The sequence below is a fragment of the Lactobacillus sp. A27 genome (assembly GCF_016742815.1).
Classification (GTDB): Bacteria; Bacillota; Bacilli; order Lactobacillales; family Lactobacillaceae; genus Lactobacillus; species Lactobacillus gallinarum.
Genome location: NZ_JAEHNT010000029.1, coordinates 1 through 20,159, shown reverse-complemented (window position 1 = coordinate 20,159; position 20,159 = coordinate 1). Strand labels below are relative to the sequence as shown.

The following is a 20,159-nucleotide window of genomic DNA, read 5'->3' as shown; positions in this document are numbered from 1 at the left end:
TGGATCTAAAGTTTGACCCTTATCTACCTTAAGACCACCTTTGCCATCGATGTGGTACTTTTTATTGTCATCTAGCTTATCCTTTGGCTTGACACCATTAAGTTCGTTCCAAGCCTTATTTTCAGCTTTAGTAAGCTTTTCTACCGTTGCTTGATCTGCATAGGTACCTTTATTTTTGTTAACTGTACCATTTTCTACAGAAATTATATTACTTACTGCATCTGTCGCAGTGTCATAAGCTGATTTTTTATCTGAATCAGCATATTGATAACGAGCTGAAGCCTTAGTTGTATCGACTTTATGAGCAGCAAAACTGCCATCATCATACTGTCCGATACTATTACCAAGCTTTTTCATAGCATCGTTTAAGGAATTTCCTTCACTAACAATGTTATTTAAAGCAGCAGGGTCTGTAATGTTATTTAGAATTTTATTCCGCAAAACATTAATTTGAGCATTATTTAAATAGTCAGTATGAATCTTCTTCATAGCCTCATTGGCAGGAACCCAACCAGGAATAATATCTTTAGGGTTTACTGGTGCATATGGATTAGCTGCATCAGCTGGAGTCAGTACTCTCTGCTCACCATATAATCTAGAAAACATGTTATAGAATCTATTCTGATTAGAATAAATATTAGCTGAGATTCCTGAGAATTGTTGATTTTTCCAACCTGTAGATAATTGTACTTCATGAGAGTCTGTGTGTTGCGTAGTAAAGGAAATAACATAAGAAGAAAATTGTGAATTATCAGTGACACCTTGTGACTTAAATTCCATTGCTTGGGTAAAGTTATCACTGCTAAATACTCCATTAGAATTAGCTACACCGTTTTTAGAATTTAAACTATACCCCAGTCTGTCATAAATGAGTTTGTCCCCATTTTTTGCACCATCAACATCTCCAGTTTCATTTTTAATTACAAAATTATTAACATAAAGGCCATGAGCGTTACCTACATAAGGGGACCGCCCATCAGATGCATTATAATATGCGTCGTCACTATGACCCCAATCTTTAAAGTAAGTCTGCCATAAGTTCTTTTTACCAATATCAGTATCAGTAGTGAAATAGTATGGGCCTTGCAAATATTGATTGTTATAAGCTGGCAAGGTTTTTCTATTATTAATTAAACCAGTATCTGGATCAACATCTGTCTTAGGATTAAATGAAAAGTCTTTTTCAGTTGATAGATTTTTTATTGGAGATTCAGTAGCTCTAGTGCTACCGGGCTCAAATGTATAAGATTCAAATGTTGGATTTTTCTTAAGATCACTAATTACTTTCATGTCAACATTACCAACGATTTGGTAGTCAGAAGTGAGAGCAATGCCAAATTTCGCAGAACTTAACCCACTTAATTTACTGCCAACATTTTGTAATCCCTTCTTAGGGAAGAAAGTAACAGTCCAACGGGTCTGACCATTTCCTAAATCTTCTTTAGAAATATCGATATTATTATTAGTATCTGCAGCTGTCGTTGCCCATTGAAAAGCAGCAGTACCATTAGCTTGAATATCAGCAGCACGGTAAACGTAGTCATTACCATAAATAGTTACAATCTTGTAATACTTTCCATCTTTACCTTTATAGATATTAGAACTGTAGTTATCTGAAGAAGTTAGATTATTGTCATTGGCCAATTTTTGATTTTCTTTAGCTAGCTGAGTATTAATGTTATTTTGATCTACTGTACCTGCTGCATTTCTGTCAGTACCAGTATTAGTACCAGTACCATTATCAGTACCAGTACCATTATCAGTACCATTACCAGTATTAGTACCAGGAGTTGTCATTAAATTCATAAATGCTAATTTTGCTGCTGATTTAGCTGCTAATGATCTAATATAAGTGTGAGCGCTACCTTGCGTCTTTGGTAAAGATTGTGAGGTTGTCGCAGATTCTGTAGAATTATTAGCTGTTGCATTCTTACTTCCACTACTTTGTTGAACTTTTTGTGTTGCTCTAGTTGTTTTCTGAGTATTAGTTTGTTCAACAGTTGTATTGCCAACTGCTGAGGTCTGTTGCGACCTACTGGAATTTCCAACGCTTTCTGTGGTTGCTGCCTTTACAGAATGATTAGTAAAGTTAATTCCAAAAATGGTTACTCCTAATAATACCGAAACCATACCAACGCTAAACTTACGCAGACTATAACGCGGTGTCCGTTTAGTTTCTAAAAATTTAAGTTGCTTCATCGTTATTTTTGCCTCTCAAATTTAATAACTAGTGGTGTATTGCAGTACACCAGAACAATAGCGCTACCGTTAAGCTATAAGCCTAATTGTTGAGTGTAATATTTCTTCAATCTGACAATATTATAACACGGTTTAGCGACTTTGACGACCGCTTGGCGCTCGAGCCGGGCGGCTTTTCTGTTTGCAGTCAACTTACCAGATAGTAAAAGAGACTAACCGCAAAGGCTAATCCCTTTTCAAACACTAAAATTATTCAAGTTCGCGATTGAGAGTAGTGAGACGCAATCTCACTGCTCTCTTTTCATATATTGTGGTACTAGAAATAATGTTTAAATTCAAATTATAACTCTAAGTCGTTTCCTTCATGAAGTAATGACTTTTTAGCTTGAATCTTTGATACAGAGATGGTTCTTCATTGCCTTTTCCGCTTAATTTCGGTTTCCTTATCCCGTTCTAGTTGTTGACGGTGTAACTGAAGTTGATGAATCCTTTAACGGCTTCATCGTGCAATGACCCCCTCATGTTTGCCGTCCCGGCAAAATAAATTTTCAGCCTTCGGTTGCGACCGACAACGGCTGACTAAATTTATGAATCGTCGGGTTAGTTTCTGTTCAGCATTAATTGGTATATACTAATTTGTTGATTATATTATATACTGCTTGAAAGGGCGGCCTGATAGTCTTCCCTTTACCCTAGCGACCGATCAGATATTGCATTCGAGAATGAGTACCTTGAGATTTCATTCAAGGTCATTTCGAGATTTCATATCTGATTTACTTATGTTTTCGTCATAAGTAACAACAACGATCAAACAGACTGCTCCGTTTGGATTTCAGCATTTCTTTTGTGGCAACAAAGAGAAACAAAAATGCCCCACTTATCAAATGACAATAAGTAGGACAACAGTCACTTACTTTTCAACAAAAGTAAGTAAAAATATTCAATTTTCGGTAGACAACTTGCTTTCAACCGGTACTTTCCACTAATATTGACCCTCTCCAAATGCCGTCATATTGGGATTTCCTCTTCTTGTTAAGGTACGAAATTATTCCCTTAGAATAAGAGACGTTCCTTTTATATCAATATTTAAGCTGTTTTTTCCGAATTTTGGCATACTTTTGGCATACCTGAAATACTATTCCCATTAATATGTTGGTTACCGTTGAATTCAACCTTTGAATGTTTGGCAGGTTTAATATTCATACTGCCTTCCATCTTAGAAGCTAGTTCAATATCATTATTACTAAACATATGAGCATAGTATTTAAGCGTCGTCATAGGCGTTTTGTGACCTAATCTATGACTTACAGTTAAAACATCCGCCCCAAGTTCAGCAATTAAATATGAAGCGTTAGAATGCCGTAAACCTCTACCATTTATCCGAGGTACTCCGGCTAGCTTAGCATATCTTTTAAGCCATACGCTTAAAGTAGATTTATTCAGTGGACAATTATCATAACTCAATACGAAGTCATGAACATTATACTTTTCTTGCTCCATCTTCCATTTCTTTAAAACATCAAGTAACTCTGCATCAATGGTAACAGTTCTTCTACTTGCATCATTTTTTAGATAAGGAACGAGCTCGTAGCTTAATTTACTCTGATAGTGTAGATTATTAATAAATCTAACTTTTCCATTTTCCAAGTCAATATCAGACCATTTTAAAGCAAAACCTTCATTAACTCGACAACCAACTCTATAGTAAAACAAGAAAGTAACATAGATTAGCTGTTCATAAAATGAATCAGTATTAATCGATGATATAACTTTTTCAAATTCCGGTTTCGTCCAATATTTTTCGATTGTCCGTCCCTTGGGAATTGATTTAGTTTTTAACGAAGGATTAGAGGCTATCAAGCCGATCTCTACCGCATAATCAAGCGATTGACGAAAGGCAGTATAAATGACACTAGCATAGTTTCTGGAAAACTCAGCATCTGTTAATAGCCATGTACGATACTTTTCACAATCAGCTACTTTAATGTCTTTAAGCTTAGTATCTCCTAAAAAGTCAACACCCTTCATCAACATAAGATTGTGTGTGTCATAAGTGCTAGCTTCGACATCACCACGATATTTAGGTAAATATCTATTTTTCATGTAAGTGGCATAGCTAATATTGTCAGCGGAAACATTAGCATAAAGAGCTTGTACACGTTTAGCTTCCTTACTTGCCTGAAAAGCAGAAGAAAAGGGATGCCCCAACGCATCCCTTCTACCTTTCTTTAATTTTTTCTTACCATTTTCATCAGTTCCAATGAAGATCTGGTAGAAAAATTTGCCTTTTTTGTCCTGATAAACATTAGGGTAACGCGTTTTCATTTGTTATCGCCTTCCTGTGTTAAAGGAATACCGATAACTTCAGCAACAGCTTGAGCAGGTACTAGTCCTACCCTTTTCCCATTATAAAAGGCATAGCCTTTTTCTACCAGCTTTTTCTTTGCCATTCTAATGATCCTTCTGGCTTGGTTATCTCCAAAACCTAAGCGTCTAAGATCTTTGTAATCAACAAATTCTTTTTCCATTGTAAAAACCTCATCATAAGTAGATAATAAGGCTGAACATGCTTCCAACAGTTTGTTCAGCATAGGAGCTAATCATTGTCTTGGCGGGCTTGATTAGCTTCTTTTTTATCATTAACATTATCGTAAAACTCAGTAATATGACTTATCTTTTTACCATCTTTAATTTTGTGCTCATGGTAAAATGCAGCATCCGCTTTTGCATCCCTCGATAAACCATGATCAAACAATATATCTGACTTAACTCCCTTTATCCGTTTAGGCTTTATCAAGCCTCTTGAACCTCGATAAATATGTACGCCTGATGGATAAAAGTGTAACCTTGCACCCTTAATAATGCCTTTTTTTGTAGTTTCTGGAACTATCTCATCCTTAGGAACATTTGTTAGATAAGCCATCAGATAAGATGCCACATTGTCAGTATCTTTTAATCGTTTGGTCTTAGTAAATCCTTGACCCCACATCGGTTCAATCACTTTATTATTATCAATAAATGGCAATTTACCTTCTTGTTTTTTAATCAAACCATGTAAATGCCAACTACCAGATGCTTGAGGTTCTAAGACTACTAAGATAATCACAGTGCTCATATTTTGCAATAAACTTCCGCCAAAATGCCTTAAAATCACGATAGACACGTATTGTGTCAGTCATTGGCTTGCCATCATCTTGCCTATAGGTAAGTGTTAGCCAAATATCTCCAGCTTTAAAATTGGCGATGACTAACCTTCTGAGATTTCTAAATGTTTTTCTTAGATTCTCAGGTGACTGTATACGTTGCTGATTCTGGTGTTTGAACTTCATTGTCATACCTGTTGCTAAATCAACATACTCATCTTTAGATATTGGTTTAATACCAGATTGTTTAGAGATTGGATTAGTATCAGTCATCTCCAAGACATGTCCATAATAGTAAGCGTTGACTGTTCCATTTTTTTCTAATTTATATTTATTCTTAGCCATGTGCTAAAATCACCCATTAATCTAGTTAATAGTGGTTGCTACGCAACCACAGCGCCACAGCGCTACCGCGCCTGCTGGCGCTTCAACAACATTAATTAGTAGTCATATACAAGTACTTATCATCATCCTGATTACTCAATGCTTCTTTTAAATACTTCCAAAGACTATTAGGTTCAATTTCAGGCATTCCAAACGGTATTACATAGCCCGATGAGGTTAATCCTTCGATCCACGCATACGCTTCACCGGTTTCCAACCCCATGTCCGGAATTTGAATATCATTACCGAAGGTCAGACGATAAGAGCTCATGTTTGCATCACCAAAGTGTAACTTCAATCCAGCTTCTTCTTGAATACTACTATTTAGTCCAGAATTTATGACGCTAATTTGTTGTGAGATCAGTCCCAAACCGAAGCCTGGAACCCTGTTCAACATAGCTATATCAGTAATCAATGCATTCCACTTATAGCGCATATCTTTATCAGCTTTAGTCATTCCTTGACTAAAAGCAGCATTTGTTGCGCTCCATTCATCGATGATTAGATAATACATTGGCATCCCAAGAGTACCAGCCGTTGCCCCAAACGCTTGATTTTTAATAAAATTCAAGCGATTATGCATTTTGCTGTCAAAATCACTAACAACTTTAACGGCTTCTATCTTATTAGTCGCTACTCTTCCATGTGGGAGTAGCTGACCAAGTTTAGCCATATCAGAATTTTTAAAGTCAACAATATAGATTTGCGTTGGTAAACATCCTGTACCAAGTAACTTATTAAGATTAATTCGCGGAAAAGAAGCCAATTCTGCAATAAGTATGAGTGTACCGTAGGTTTTACCACTACCACGAGAACCAGCGATTAAGAAGTTAATTTGTTTGTACGCGTCAATGGTAAGCGACTTTGACAAAGTTAAAGTATAATTTGAAAGCATGATTAAAACTTAAGGCGATCAGACTTAATACCTTTAATCAAAATGTAGTTTACCCAACCATCCTTGTAGTGAGCACTTTGAATCGACAAATCATATCCGTTACGGTTTAAGAAACTTTCAAGATTATCACGAAAGTTATCACTTAAAAGCCACTGGCGAAGATTACCGATTGCTTGGATCCTCAAGCCATCTTGAGTTTGTTCAGCTTCTGGAAGCTGATGATAGCGTGGATCATATGGATCAGGTACAAAAGCCTTTGATTGAAATAGAAAATCTTTCATTGCAGATGATTTAATGATATCCAGCCTTACTGTTCTGCTTGATAAATGCATATTTTTATGTAGAGCAAGTATTTCATCATGATGCATAAAAAGCCAATACAATAAGCAATCGAAAGCTAAGAATAGTGAAATATTCCCGATCCAAATGCAGAACTGACCAAACCAAGGCAACTGGAATGCCATAACGTAAAGTGCAATGCCACATGTTAAGAAAAGCCACCCTAGTGATGGGATGACCTTTTCAGGTGTTCCCCCTTGTTGGGGATTACGCCGTCTAACAGCCATTATTTTTCACCTCCTTCTTCTTTTACAAACTCAAAGCCATCAGCCTTGATTGATAGTTCGTTTTGATATTCACCGTATACAACACCAGTAGGATTACTTAGTCTGATGAAGCCTCGATTGTTTCTATCAATATCCTCGGCCCTTAAACCGGGAATCTTAATGTCCATTTCTGAGCCTTCATTAGATACACCCTCTTTGGTATATTTTGTATCGTCGCTCCAGATAATGACCTTTAGCTTAGCGCCAACTTCTTTTCCTGAATCATAGTCTTTCCATGGAGTTTCACGCATAAGTAAGAGCTGTTTGCCCTTAAAGAATGACACAGCGTCAAACTTAAGAAATTCTCTTAACGACTTTAAAGCCATTTAAATACCTCCTTGATGCCGTTTAGACATCTAAAACATGAGTGTTGTCACTCAAATACGACATTTTCAAATTGGTTAAAAACCAAAAAAAGCGGATTATTTATGGTCTAACACCAATCAATAACCCGCTTTTGCTGATTTTCAACTTTTTATAAAGTAACAAAAAAAGTATATGTTATTAAACATATACTTCTTGATTACCATATTCAGTTGTTAACCTCCTAAAGGGCAGACTGATAGTGTGATCCAAAAGTAAAAAAGGTACAAAAACCCTCTAATACTTGATAAACATTGACCACGCTACTACCTAATCCCGTTAGCATGGACGCCCGCGGAGGTACCACTATACTTAATCTAAAAAAATCAACTACAACCGCCTGATAGTGGGTAGGTCCTGTTGTAACTGAGCTGAGCCACGTCTTAAATTGCCACTACACGTCTCAGACATATGAAGCGACGACGTCATAACTAATACATCTTTATAATATTCTCAATGATTGAAAAATACAATTTAAAACATTTGTCCTTTATAATTTCTTAATAAAATATCATCAATCTAAAATATTCAAATCATGCAATTCTTCTTCTACACCACGTCCATCACCATGTGTATAGAACTTAACACCATATAATCTAATGTTTTCATTCTCACCCATTAGTTTGATATTTTCTGGACGAATACTTTCTAATAGATCTTGTTTCCACGCATCTCGTTCAAGTAACTGCTCGCCCTTTGGCTCAATATACACTTGATACATAATATTGCCATCATCTAAGACAAGAATAAAGTCTGGCATATAACCTTCATAATGCTTTGTATCCTTATTTTCAAATTCATGCAATGTCCAATTAGAAATCGTTTCCTCATTTCTGATTAGATAAACATTATTATATTTCTTCTTAAAGTCATCTATAAGACTTCCTATTAAGTTAACTAAAGATGATTCAAGTTGATCAGTAATCGCATAATCATATGGGAACCAATCATTATCAGTCATCTTTTTTGGTCGTATAAGTTCACTAACTACTTTTCTATTAGAAGGTTGCGGTACTACTTTACTATAATCTTTAACTGCATCCCTCACAGCAATTTGTAAAAATTCATTTGTACCACGTTCTTTACGATAGTTTTTAACAATACTTACTTGTATTCGATGTAATGCAACATCTAACACCTTAAGCTTATCCATCGGTGAAAGATTTATATCATATTGATTAGGTACCTGTGCCATAACCTTTAATTTTCCTAACCAATTTGGTGATTTAATAAAGTCCTGAATAGAATTAATCATTGGCAAATATCGTTTCATATTATCAAAACGATAAAACTTATTTCTCGCAAATGCCTTCTTAATTAATCGATAATCTTCTTTCTTAGAAAAATCAGCTACGTTATCATACTTGGTATTTGATTCATTAATCTGTAAAAAATCACTACGCAATTCATTTTCAGTAGTTGAAGTATTGTAATCAATAATCATTGAAAAACTATTAATTCCATAATCTCCAATGCCTTTATATTCTGAATCTGGTACTTCTTCAGTTTTGTTATAGAACAAATTACCGTTTTTATAAAAAGCTGTCTTTTTAAAAGAAGCTTTCACTTGTGCAGTAAAAGTTTGATAGTCTTGATCCTGGTTAACAATAAGATCCATTTTGTCAAACGACTTGTTCAAATTATCAATATACTTAGAATCATTAATAGTATGGTAATACAACGTTTCAAGTAATTTCATTTCACTTGATGAGGCATTATCAAACCGTCTAGTATATGATCTTTTGCCTTTATAAATAAATGGATAATATCTTGCTCCACGTCCAATAAGCTGAGCCTCTGAATTAGTTTGTTTGAGTGAATTAGATTCTTTTTCTTCTGATACTCTGACAATATCAAAAAGATTAAGAACATCCCATCCCTCAGTTAATTTAGCAACTGCAAAAATAATTCTAAAAGGATTATTGATATCTTCCAAAGTGTTTAAATTCTTAAAATCATTATTATCAGCAAGAATCCCCTTAGTACCACCTTCATTAACATTGATTGTAGTATTTATATTGAAATCTTGTTTTAGATCTGATACTGCTTTGACTAAATCTTGAGATAACCAATAATCATAAGTCATAGATAAAGCTCTACTATTAGAGTTTATTTTCTTATTAACTACAAGAAACTCATGCAATGATTCTGTAGAAAGTTCATTCATCATTGCTAAGAACTCATCTTTTACAGCTTTAGACGTTCTGATACGATTAGACTTAACCAATAAAACCGGCTTAAAGTCAGGGATGCTTAATTTTCTAGCTATTCGTTTACGGTACTGACTAAGCAAAACTGCATTTAGCAATTTTTGCATATTGTCATTATTAGCCTGCAAGCGGAAAACGTTTTTAGAATATCCCTCCTCCATAAATCGGCTTAGATCATATTTGTAAATTATTTTATCTTTATATTTTTCATAAACATCTTCTTTGTCTACATCAATTGTAGCTGTGAACTCTAATTGGCGATTTGCTTCGTTAGAGTTTCTTACCTTATCTAGTAGATTTTCCCAAGAATTTTCTTCACGTTGTTTCTTCTTAGTTTGAGCATTGAAGTGGTGTGCCTCATCAGCCAAAATAATAATTTTATGTTTCTTTAAATCATTAAAAGTTAAAGAGTTTTCTTGAGGATCATTAAGTTCATTTGAAAGGGATTGAACTGTAGTAAGTTTTAAATATATAGTATTTGTCTCTTGATTAATAGGAAAGGTTTCAACAGGCTTTAAATCTACTATTTCACCGTCTATATTTATTGGTGAAGAAAAAAGATATTTTGATGAACTAGTATTAAGAAAATTATCTCTTGTCTTGTCAACTACAGCTGTAGTATTAGAAATAAAAAGAAAATTAGTATAGTTAAATTCTTTATAATAATAAAGAATTGTAGCAGCCATAACATCCGTTTTGCCTGATCCTGTAGCCATATTGAACATTAATTGATTATATTCTTCATCAGCATCTGGCTGTCTTTGTGACCAGTCAAGGTGGAATAAGGCAAATTGTTGATACTGCCTTAGAGTATGTTTTAGATTTTCATCAATATAATACAAGTTTGGAAGTGGTGTAAGAAAACTACTTACAGCATTTCTAGCTTTTTCTAACGTAGGAAATGGTTTTGCTTTAATACTTTTTCTCATTACTCTTCACCTTTTTCATTATTAGAAGAGTAAAAACTCTTATTAAATTCATAATCTGTATCAGAGACTAAATCTCTAACAGATTCATCATCAATATTGCTGTAATTGTAATAGAGCTGATTCTTATCAATAATCTTAATTAATTCCCTTTTACGATCTTCAAGAGTTGGCAATTCTCCTACTTTAAGGGATGCTTCAAATTTATTTAAGTCCACTCTAAAATCAATATCTCCATTTTGCTTCATACGTGAATAAACATTCATTAGTTCATCCATATTTTCAGCATTTTGAATATCTCTTAAATAACCTTGATTCTTTTCCATTAATTCAGCATAAATAAAAGATCCTCCGCCTTGCCAATTGACTTCTTTCGATATCCCCCCTTGTTCTCCATTAATAACTTTTCGTAACCTATTAACTCCTATTGTGTCAATATAATCCATTTGATCAATCCCAATAAAATGTCTATTCATTTTCATGGCGACAGCCGGAGTTGTTCCGGACCCCATGAAGAAATCTAATACTATATCACCAGCTTTAGAAGAGATAGAAATTAAATTTCTCAGTAGTTCTTCTGGCTTTGCAAACTTAAAAGCTCTACTACCAAATAAATCCTTTATCTCTTTTGCTGCGCGCTGATTTGTTCCATATGATCCATCCCAAAAATCACTTGGAATTTGTCCCTTATCAATTTGATCAGCAAGATAGGTTTTTCCGTAAGGAATTTGCTTACCACTTTTTGGCCAATGTATACCGTCATTTTCTACAAGTTGTTTAAACTTAGTTTCGTCAATCATCCAAGGTCCATTTAATACAGTTCCATCAGATGTTTCTACCTTATAATGAAATTTTCCGCGAGTTAAATCCAATAAATTTGCTCTTCTATAAGCTCCTTTTTTATCCGAGTATGAATATTCTTTTTTAGCCTTATCTGACAAAGGTAATTTATACAACTTAGTATCCGAATTCTTTCTATAAACTAAAATTCTGTCCGATACGTTAGCAAAATCACCTATATTTGACTGATTATCTGTTTTTCTCCAAGCTATGCTACCAACTAATCTATTAGGATCTTTAGCAATATCAAAAATAGAATTAAGTAATATCTCTAAATATGGTGCACCATCCAAGCCCACTGTTAAGATAAGAATTCCATTTTCTGATAAAAGTTTTTTAGCTATTTCCATTCTATTTTTCATGAAAGTTAACCATGTAGATAGTTTGAAATTGGAATTATAGCTAAACGAATCATCTGGTTTATTTTTATAAAAATAATAAGGGGGGTCTAAAATTATTGACTTAATCTTTCCAGCATATCTTTTTTCTAAACTATATAAGGCAATTAAGTTATTTCCCTTAATGACTATATTATCCGATTGGGAAACTGCTAGAACCTTCTTTTTCCCATTTTTATCATATTTTGTTGCATTGACTAATATTTTAGGTTCATATAATTCATCAATTTCACTTTTAGCAAGTGTTTCATTTAAAAAAGATTCATCTGCATCCCCAGAATGTTCAACATCTTCCTTAGTCATTCCAGCTTTTAAAACACAATCCTTATAAGGAAAATCTAAAACCACATCAGAAGAATCGTCGATATATTTTTCACCTGCTGTTAAACCTATCTTATTATCATATTTAGTAAAACTATCTTCCCAGTATTCCTTGTAGCGTAGCATATCAACAAATTTATTAATTTCAAATATCTCTACATCAGCAATCTTAGAAGTATATGTCTTATGCAATAAATCATCTTTTAAAATAGCTGTCATCAAATCTTTATCATAATTATCAAGATCTTCAATGACAGTATTTCTCTTCAAAGCACCACTTTTAGTAAAATATTTATCACCAAATTGTTCTAATACTTTACGTATATGATCCATCGCTTTAGATTCTACAGCCATTTCTATTAGTTCTCCTATTTCTTCATTCTTTTCTTTAATAACTATTATATCTAATTAACCTATCAAAAAACCCCTAGTTTCAATCAACTAGAGGTTATTTCTGGCATACTTTTGGCATACTTCTATGTCAATTAATACCTTTTTAAGTAGTTTATGTACCTGTTAAGTGTTGTTATATCGGCATTCCAATACTAACTAACATTGTCAGCTTATTCCCACTCAATAGTTGAAGGTGGCTTACTCGTCACATCGTAAACTACGCGGTTAACGTTATCTACTTCATTGACGATTCTATCTGAAATGTGACCAAGTACATCCCATGGAATTTGGGCAAAATCTGCGGTCATCCCATCAATTGAGGTTACGGCACGAATACCAATCGTATAGTCATAAGTACGTCCATCGCCCATTACTCCAACGGAGCGAATACCTGGAAGAACAGTGAAGTATTGCCAGATCTTTTCTTGTAAACCTGCCTTCTTGATTTCTTCTCGTAAAATCGCATCAGAATCACGCACAATCTTAAGCTTGTCTTCAGTCACTTCACCAAGAACACGGATACCAAGACCAGGGCCTGGGAATGGCTGACGCCATACTAAGTCATGTGGAATGCCCAGCTTTTCACCAAGTTCACGTACTTCGTCCTTGAACAACTTACGTAGTGGTTCAATCAGCTTGAAATGCATGTCCTTAGGAAGACCACCAACGTTGTGATGGGACTTAATCGTTTGGGCAGTGTTGGTACCTGACTCGATAACATCAGTATAAAGCGTACCTTGGGCTAAGAAATCAACATCCTTGAGCTTTTTAGCTTCTTCATTGAAGACCTCGATAAATTCCTTACCGATAATCTTACGCTTCTTTTCAGGATCAGTTACACCTTTCAACTTGTCTAAGAATCTCTTTTGGGCATTAACCCGAATGATGTTAACACCAAGATCCTTGTTCAAGGCTTGCATTACTTGATTGCCTTCGTCTTTACGCAGCATTCCGTGATCAACAAAAATTGCAGTTAATTGATCGCCGATTGCTTTGTGTAAAAGAGTAGCAGTAACGCTAGAATCTACACCACCCGAAAGACCTAAGATGACTTTCTTGTCGCCAACTTCTTTACGGATCTCATCAACCTTCATGTCGATGAAGTCGTTCATGGTCCAGTTAGCCTCAGCACCACAGACGTCAAAGGCAAAGTGCTTCAAAATATCCAAACCATATTCTGAATTACGTACTTCAGCGTGGAATTGGATACCATAAAACTTTTTATCTGGATTAGCAATTGCCGCAATTGGACAGTTTTTGCTTGAAGCAGTTACTTCAAAGTCCTTAGGAGCTTGGGTAACCAAATCTCCGTGGCTCATCCAAACGTATTGCTTTGAAGGCAAGCCCTTGAACAAAATACTGTCTGGATCTTCAACCGTAATGTTGGCGCGGCCATATTCCTTGTTTTCAGCTTGTTCAACTTTACCGCCTAAGTCATGAGACATTAATTGCATCCCGTAACAAATACCCAAAATTGGAATACCCAACTTAAAGATTGCAGGATCAACCTTTAATGCACCATTATCGTAAACACTGTTAGGACCACCTGAGAAAATGATTCCCTTAGGATTGATCTGTTTAATCTTCTCCATGGAAAGATCGTGTGGTAAAAGTTCAGAATAGATGCCGAAGTCACGAATACGGCGGGTAATTAATTGGTTATATTGACTACCGAAGTCAAGCACAATAATTTTATCAAAATCGTCTAGATTCTTAGCCACTATTTACTCCCTCTTTTCAATTACGCATTTTTAACTAACTCTACTAGGAAAAATTAAAAAGGTCAATCAAAAAGTTAAAAATAGCCATTCATTGTTCGGCTTTTATCTTGAGCAACCAGCAGTTGCAACCGCTAGTTCCGCTAAATGCAATTAAAAAGTGGTGGTCTGCAACCGCAAATTTTCGTTAAATTAAATTATTTCAAAACGAAAGGACGATCAATCATGAGATTAGGTCAAAAAATTGCGGCATTACGCAAGAAAAATCATCTTTTTCAAGAAGCACTAGCTGAAAAGATGAACGTCAGTCGGCAAGCTGTATCCAATCGGTGTGTTCTTCTTTGTCAAAAGCAATATCATTATGGACAGCTACAACATTTTATTACAAACAGATGATTACATTCCTAAGAAAAAACTTGGTCGCAAGATTATGAACAAATACGCCACACTCTATTGGTTAATAGCAGTCTTACTTTATCTAGGATATAGCTTCATTACCAATGATTGGGAACGCAGCTGAATAATTTTTACTATAATCGAACATTAATCCTTAATTTTTCACTTGTGTTCGGCAATATATTCTGCTAAGATTAAGCCAACACAAATATCTATATATCGTCGAAATAAGGTCGACAGTCTCTACCCGGTACCGTAAATACCGGACTATAGGTGAATGAAAGTTAAGAATAATCTTAAGGACTTCTTTTACCTGCTCTAGGTAGAGGAAGTCCTTATTTCTTTCTTGAGGAGGATAATGTTGAAGGAATTAGTAGATCGAATTAAACAAGATGGTGAAGTTTTACCCGGAAATGTGCTTAAAATTAATTCATTTTTGAATCACCAAGTTGATCCGCAACTAATGATGCATGTTGGTGAAGAATTTGCCCGCCTTTTTAAAGATGAAAAAGTCGATAAGGTCTTAACTTGTGAAGCATCTGGAATTGCCCCTGGCGTAATGGCAGCCTATCAACTGCACGTGCCAATGATCTTTGCCCGAAAGAAAAAGCCATCTACTTTGAATGATGCAGTTTATTGGGCTGACGTCTTTTCTTACACCAAGAAGGTCAACAATAAGATCTGCGTTGAAGAAAAATTTTTGCACCCAGGCGAACATATCTTAATCATCGATGACTTCGTTGCCCACGGTGAAGCAGTCAAAGGCATGGTTAACATCGCCAAGCAAGCCGGCTGTAACATTGTTGGCGTTGGCGCTGTTGTTGCAAAAACCTTCCAAGGCGGAAGCGAATGGGTAGAAAACGAAGGCTTACGCTTTGAAGCCCTAGCAAAAATCGATAGCTTTGAAAATGATCAAGTACACTTCGAGGGAAAAGAATAATTAAAAATGGCACAAAAAGAAGTTAGTCACAAAAAAGCTGCTGTCCTAGGTTTGCAGCATTTGCTTGCAATGTACTCCGGTGCAGTTGCCGTTCCCCTTTTAATTGGTACGGCACTACACTTCAATAGCACACAGATGACTTACCTAGTTTCGATTGATATCTTCATGTGTGGTTTAGCCACTTTAATTCAACTATTCCGTAATAAATATTTCGGCATTGGCTTGCCAGTCGTTTTGGGCTGTGCAATTCAAGCGGTAGCTCCCTTAGAAATGATCGGGCAGAAGTTTTCAATTAACACGATGTATGGTGCGATTATCGTTGCTGGAATCTTTGTCTTTCTAATTGCTGGCTGGTTTTCAAAAATCAAAAAACTCTTCCCGCCAGTAGTTACTGGGACCTTAATTACAGTAATTGGGCTAACTTTAATTCCGGTCGCTTTCCAAAATATGGGCGGCGGAAACGCACAAGCCAAAGACTTCGGTGATGCGAAAAATTTAATCGCTGCCTTTATTACCATCCTCATCATCATTGCCATCGAAGTCTGGACTAAAGGATTCTTACGTTCCATTTCCGTTTTAATTGGATTAATTGTTGGTACTCTAATCGCTAGCTGCATGGGGCTTGTTTCATTAAAGCCAGTTGCCGAAGCTTCTTGGTTCCATTTGCCTCAATTTTTCTACTTCGGGGTGCCAGAATTCGAATGGTCATCTTGTTTGACCATGATCATCATTGCCTTAGTTTCCTTGGTCGAATCCACTGGCGTCTTCTTTGCCATTGGCGACCTACTTCATCAAGATATCACCGAAGAAGACCTCAAAAAAGGTTATCGTGCAGAAGGATTAGCACAAATCTTCGGCGGGCTTTTCAACACCTTCCCTTACACTACTTTTTCTCAAAATGTCGGCTTGCTTCAATTATCCGGCATTAAGACTAAGCGTCCGATTTACTGGGCTGCTGGCTTATTAATGGCCATGGGCTTACTTCCTAAAATCGGTGCTCTAGTTACCATCATTCCTGACTCAGTTTTAGGCGGAGCCATGTTGGTCATGTTCACAATGATTGCCGTGCAAGGAATCAAAATGTTAACCAAAGTTGATTTTGAGAACAACCGCAATATTCTAATTGTAGCTATTTCAATTGGTATGGGACTGGGCGTAACTGTCTATCCGCAAATCTTCCAACCCCTTCCCCAAACCATTCAATTGTTCTTAGGCAACGGTATCGTTGTTGCTAGCATCTGTGCAACTCTGCTTAATCTTTTATTCAACGGAAGAAGTGGTGCCTATAAGTAAAAAGCCTTTTCATTTCATAATTCTATATATCACAATTCTCTATAAATATTCAAAAGCGGCCACTTAATGTGGTCGTTTTTTATTCTTCAACTTTTAAGCAAAATCTCTTTTATAATAGAAGTAACGTAATTTTTTTAAAGTGAGGGAATCCATGCCTAACTTAAACATTCAAAACCTTGAAAGCTACATCATGTTTTACGGCCGGCAAAAATGTCAGCCTGATGAATTCTTTCAAGGTGACAATCTTCGTAAGAACGATATCTTTTATTACATTATTAGTGGAACTGGCAGCTTTACTTCTAGTAGACACCACGCAGTCAAATTAAAAGCTGGCGATCTTTTTTACGTCCCGCGCAATCAAACTTGTTCTTTCCAAGCTGACCATGATGAACCCTGGGAATACTTCTGGATTGGCTTAGCCGGCTACGGCGTTAATGAAAGCATCAAGGCATCAAATTTACCTAATAAAAATTTCTTGCGTCAAATTCAAAAAACTGCCTTTTATCAAACCCTAAATGACCTTTATCAATGTTTGACAAAGAAAAAGACCTTATTAAACAATTTACAAATTTCAGCTTTAACCTATCAACTTTTTTATCATCTAGTAAAAGACTTTCCTAACCATCCACCAGTCCGCAAAACACCTAAAAATGATCAATATCAAATCGCTATTAATTATCTGCAACAAAATTATACTGATCCCAGTTGCAATATCGTGGAGCTTTGCAACAGGTTAGGTGTCTCACGCAGTTTTTTATATTCTTTATTTAGAAAAAACACCAAAATCTCACCGCAAAAATATTTAATGCAACTTCGTATGGAAGCCGCCAAAAAAGAACTGCAAAATACTACTTCCAACTTAAAAGAGATTGCCCATAAAGTGGGCTATGGTGATGAATTCACTTTTTCTAAAGCATTTAAACGTTATAGCGGAGTTAGTCCCAACGTATTTCGTGGAAATTAACTATATTCTTTGCCTAACTCACGCTTCTTTGCATACAATATATAGTGTATAACTTATTAAAACAGTAAAGGAATGATCCAATGAAACAAACAGAATGTACTACTATCTTAGTAGGTAAAAAAGCAACTATTGATGGCTCAACTATGATCGCTCGTAGTGAAGATGGTGGCCGTGTCATTATCCCTGAAGGTTTTAAGGCAGTTAACCCTGAAGACCAACCTAAGCATTACACTAGCGTTATCAGCAAGCAAAAGATCGATGATGAAGACTTAGCTGAAACTCCACTTCGTTACACCAGTGCACCTGATGTTTCTGGTAAGAATGGTATTTGGGGTGCAGCTGGTATCAACGCTGACAACGTGGCAATGACTGCTACTGAAACTATTACCACTAACTCACGTATTCAAGGCGTTGACCCTATTCTTGATCCAAGTGAAGGTGGTCTTGGTGAAGAAGATTTTGTTACTTTAACTCTTCCATACCTTCATTCAGCATTTGACGGTGTTAAGCGTGTTGGTTACCTTGTTGAAAAATACGGTACCTACGAAATGAATGGTATGGCTTTCTCAGACAAGGACAATATTTGGTACCTTGAAACCATTGGTGGTCACCACTGGATTGCACGCCGCATCCCTGACGATGCTTACGTTATCGCACCAAACCGTTTAAACATCGATAACTTTGATTTTGATGATACTGAAAATTTCGCTGCCGCAAGTGACTTAAAAGATTTAATCGATGAATATCATTTAAACCCAGACCGTGAAGGTTACAACATGCGTCATATCTTTGGTTCTTCAACTATCAAAGACGCTCACTACAACAACCCACGTGCTTGGTACATTCACAACTACTTCGATCCAGACTTTGGCGGTACCCCAGCAGATCAAGATCAACCTTTCATCTGCCACGCTAACCGTTTAATCTCAATCGAAGATATTAAGTGGGCTGAAAGTTCACACTACCAAGATACTCCTTATGATGCATACGGTGACCAAGGTACTCCTGAACAAAAGAAGACTTTCCGTCCAATCGGTATCAACAGAAACTTTGAAACTCACATTTTACAAATTAGAAATGACGTACCTGCAGAAATCGCTGGTGTTCAATGGTTAGCCTTTGGTCCAAACACCTTCAACTCAATGGTGCCATTCTACACTAATGTCACAACTACTCCAGAAGCTTGGCAAACAACTCCTAAGTTTAACTTGAACAAGATCTTCTGGTTAAACAAGTTAACTGCTCAACTTGGTGATACTAACTACCGTGTCTATGGTGAACTTGAAGATGCCTTTGAACAAAAAAGTTTGGCACAATGCCACAAGATTCAACATGAAACTGACAAGGCAGTTAAGGATATTTCAGGTAAGGATTTGCAAGATAAGTTAATTGCAGCTAACCAAAAGATGTCTGACATTGTTTACAACAATACTGTTGAACTTTTGGGTCAAATGGTTGATGAAGGTCATGGTTTAATGACTTTGAAGTACGACTTGCTTGACTAATAATCAAATATTAAAAGCAATAAGAGCTTGAGATTATTCTCAAGCTCTTATTTTTTACTCAAATAATGGAACTGCATCTGCAAGTGATTTAACTACGGTTACTTTCTTGATCATTTCTTCTGATGGCATTACTTGATCTGGCACAAGTACCACATCAATCCCTGCATTTAATCCTGACTCTACCCCATTAGGTGCATCTTCAAAAATTACTGCTTCATTTTTATCTACTTTTGCGACATTTAACGCATGCAAATAAATATCTGGGGCTGGTTTATTATTTTTTACATCTTCACCGGTAACAATCCCTGCAAAATACTGACGTAAATCATTATGACTAAGATTAAAATTAATCTTTTCAATATCTGAAGAAGAGGTAATGTAAGATTTGATTCCTTTTTCTTGTAAAAAGCTAAGCAGTTTTTCAGCACCAGGCTTAACTGCTAATTTTCCTTCTTTAACTCTTTGAGTCAACTACCCTAGACTGAAGTCTAGGGCTTAGTGGCTCGCTAGCTTGTGCTAACCAGAACACCAACTTGCTTAGATACGGATTTGACTTGTCACTAATAATCTCGCAACTATTAGCGATAGAGGTCGTCTAATTACCAAAGCCTTTTGAGTCCGCGAGTTGCTAACGGACTACAGCCTTTCTAGGCTGCCTCTTTTATT

16 protein-coding genes, 2 pseudogenes and 1 riboswitch are annotated in these 20,159 nt (G+C 35.9%); of the genes and pseudogenes, 6 read left to right on the top strand and 12 right to left on the bottom strand.

Translation table 11 applies throughout. The features are described from left to right. The 11 genes from JEM49_RS04530 to guaA form a co-directional block, all read right to left on the bottom strand. Positions 1-2,199: LEA family epithelial adhesin (locus JEM49_RS04530; protein WP_201873855.1), on the bottom strand; the 2,199-nt coding region annotated here is incomplete at its 3' end. Positions 2,200-3,285: 1,086 nt separating this feature from the next. Continuing rightward, positions 3,286-4,524: a tyrosine-type recombinase/integrase gene (locus tag JEM49_RS04525; RefSeq protein ID WP_201873853.1), complete on the bottom strand. Its 1,239-nt coding sequence runs from the start codon at positions 4,522-4,524 to the stop codon at positions 3,286-3,288. Then, a complete protein-coding gene (locus JEM49_RS04520) occupies positions 4,521-4,727 on the bottom strand; it encodes a DUF3173 family protein (protein WP_201873851.1) in 207 nt (68 codons plus the stop codon). The genes JEM49_RS04525 and JEM49_RS04520 overlap by 4 nt, the downstream gene beginning before the upstream one ends. Positions 4,728-4,795: 68 nt before the next feature. After that, the gene (locus tag JEM49_RS04515; RefSeq protein WP_201873859.1) at positions 4,796-5,314 is read right to left on the bottom strand and encodes a rolling circle replication-associated protein; all 519 of its coding nucleotides are present in this window, start codon (positions 5,312-5,314) and stop codon (positions 4,796-4,798) included. Beyond that, a complete protein-coding gene (locus JEM49_RS04510) occupies positions 5,265-5,687 on the bottom strand; it encodes a hypothetical protein (protein ID WP_201873850.1) in 423 nt (140 codons plus the stop codon). Before JEM49_RS04510 ends, JEM49_RS04515 begins: the two co-directional genes overlap by 50 nt. Before the next feature lie 91 nt (positions 5,688-5,778). Further along, positions 5,779-6,621: a cell division protein FtsK gene (locus JEM49_RS04505; RefSeq protein WP_201873849.1), complete on the bottom strand. Its 843-nt coding sequence runs from the start codon at positions 6,619-6,621 to the stop codon at positions 5,779-5,781. 2 nt (positions 6,622-6,623) lie between these two features. Then, positions 6,624-7,187, bottom strand: coding sequence for a hypothetical protein (locus JEM49_RS04500; protein ID WP_201873848.1), 564 nt, complete (start codon positions 7,185-7,187; stop codon positions 6,624-6,626). Beyond that, positions 7,187-7,552, bottom strand: coding sequence for a hypothetical protein (locus tag JEM49_RS04495; RefSeq protein ID WP_201873846.1), 366 nt, complete (start codon positions 7,550-7,552; stop codon positions 7,187-7,189). The genes JEM49_RS04500 and JEM49_RS04495 overlap by 1 nt, the downstream gene beginning before the upstream one ends. A gap of 551 nt (positions 7,553-8,103) precedes the next feature. Then, a complete protein-coding gene (locus tag JEM49_RS04490) occupies positions 8,104-10,728 on the bottom strand; it encodes a DEAD/DEAH box helicase family protein (protein WP_201873844.1) in 2,625 nt (874 codons plus the stop codon). After that, the gene (locus tag JEM49_RS04485; RefSeq protein ID WP_201873842.1) at positions 10,728-12,638 is read right to left on the bottom strand and encodes a site-specific DNA-methyltransferase; all 1,911 of its coding nucleotides are present in this window, start codon (positions 12,636-12,638) and stop codon (positions 10,728-10,730) included. The genes JEM49_RS04490 and JEM49_RS04485 overlap by 1 nt, the downstream gene beginning before the upstream one ends. A gap of 209 nt (positions 12,639-12,847) precedes the next feature. Beyond that, positions 12,848-14,401, bottom strand: a complete 1,554-nt coding sequence (gene guaA / locus JEM49_RS04480) for a glutamine-hydrolyzing GMP synthase (protein ID WP_342211669.1) — start codon at positions 14,399-14,401, stop codon at positions 12,848-12,850. A 219-nt stretch (positions 14,402-14,620) separates the two neighbouring features. Between guaA and JEM49_RS10735 the strand changes: the two are divergent. From JEM49_RS10735 to JEM49_RS04455, 6 genes and pseudogenes are all read left to right on the top strand, one after another. Beyond that, a pseudogene (locus JEM49_RS10735) lies at positions 14,621-14,719 on the top strand (helix-turn-helix domain-containing protein); the annotation flags it as partial. Positions 14,720-14,816: 97 nt separating this feature from the next. Beyond that, positions 14,817-14,912, top strand: a pseudogene (locus JEM49_RS10795) (helix-turn-helix domain-containing protein); the annotation flags it as partial. A 71-nt stretch (positions 14,913-14,983) separates the two neighbouring features. After that, a riboswitch (purine riboswitch) is annotated at positions 14,984-15,081 on the top strand. Positions 15,082-15,152: 71 nt separating this feature from the next. Beyond that, complete coding sequence (locus JEM49_RS04470) at positions 15,153-15,731, top strand: xanthine phosphoribosyltransferase (RefSeq protein ID WP_201873857.1); 579 nt, start codon at positions 15,153-15,155, stop codon at positions 15,729-15,731. 6 nt (positions 15,732-15,737) lie between these two features. Continuing rightward, positions 15,738-17,024 carry a nucleobase:cation symporter-2 family protein gene (locus JEM49_RS04465; protein ID WP_098037186.1) on the top strand — a complete coding sequence of 429 codons (1,287 nt, stop codon included), beginning with the start codon at positions 15,738-15,740 and terminating at the stop codon, positions 17,022-17,024. 151 nt (positions 17,025-17,175) lie between these two features. Beyond that, the gene (locus JEM49_RS04460) at positions 17,176-17,988 is read left to right on the top strand and encodes an AraC family transcriptional regulator (RefSeq protein WP_087236430.1); all 813 of its coding nucleotides are present in this window, start codon (positions 17,176-17,178) and stop codon (positions 17,986-17,988) included. A gap of 80 nt (positions 17,989-18,068) precedes the next feature. After that, positions 18,069-19,493, top strand: coding sequence for a C69 family dipeptidase (locus tag JEM49_RS04455; protein ID WP_087176808.1), 1,425 nt, complete (start codon positions 18,069-18,071; stop codon positions 19,491-19,493). 54 nt (positions 19,494-19,547) lie between these two features. Here JEM49_RS04455 and JEM49_RS04450 read toward each other — a convergent pair whose 3' ends face one another. Continuing rightward, entirely contained in the window at positions 19,548-19,964 is a 417-nt protein-coding gene (locus JEM49_RS04450) for an HAD family hydrolase (RefSeq protein WP_201873838.1), read from the bottom strand. Between the last annotated feature and the right edge of the window lie 195 nt (positions 19,965-20,159).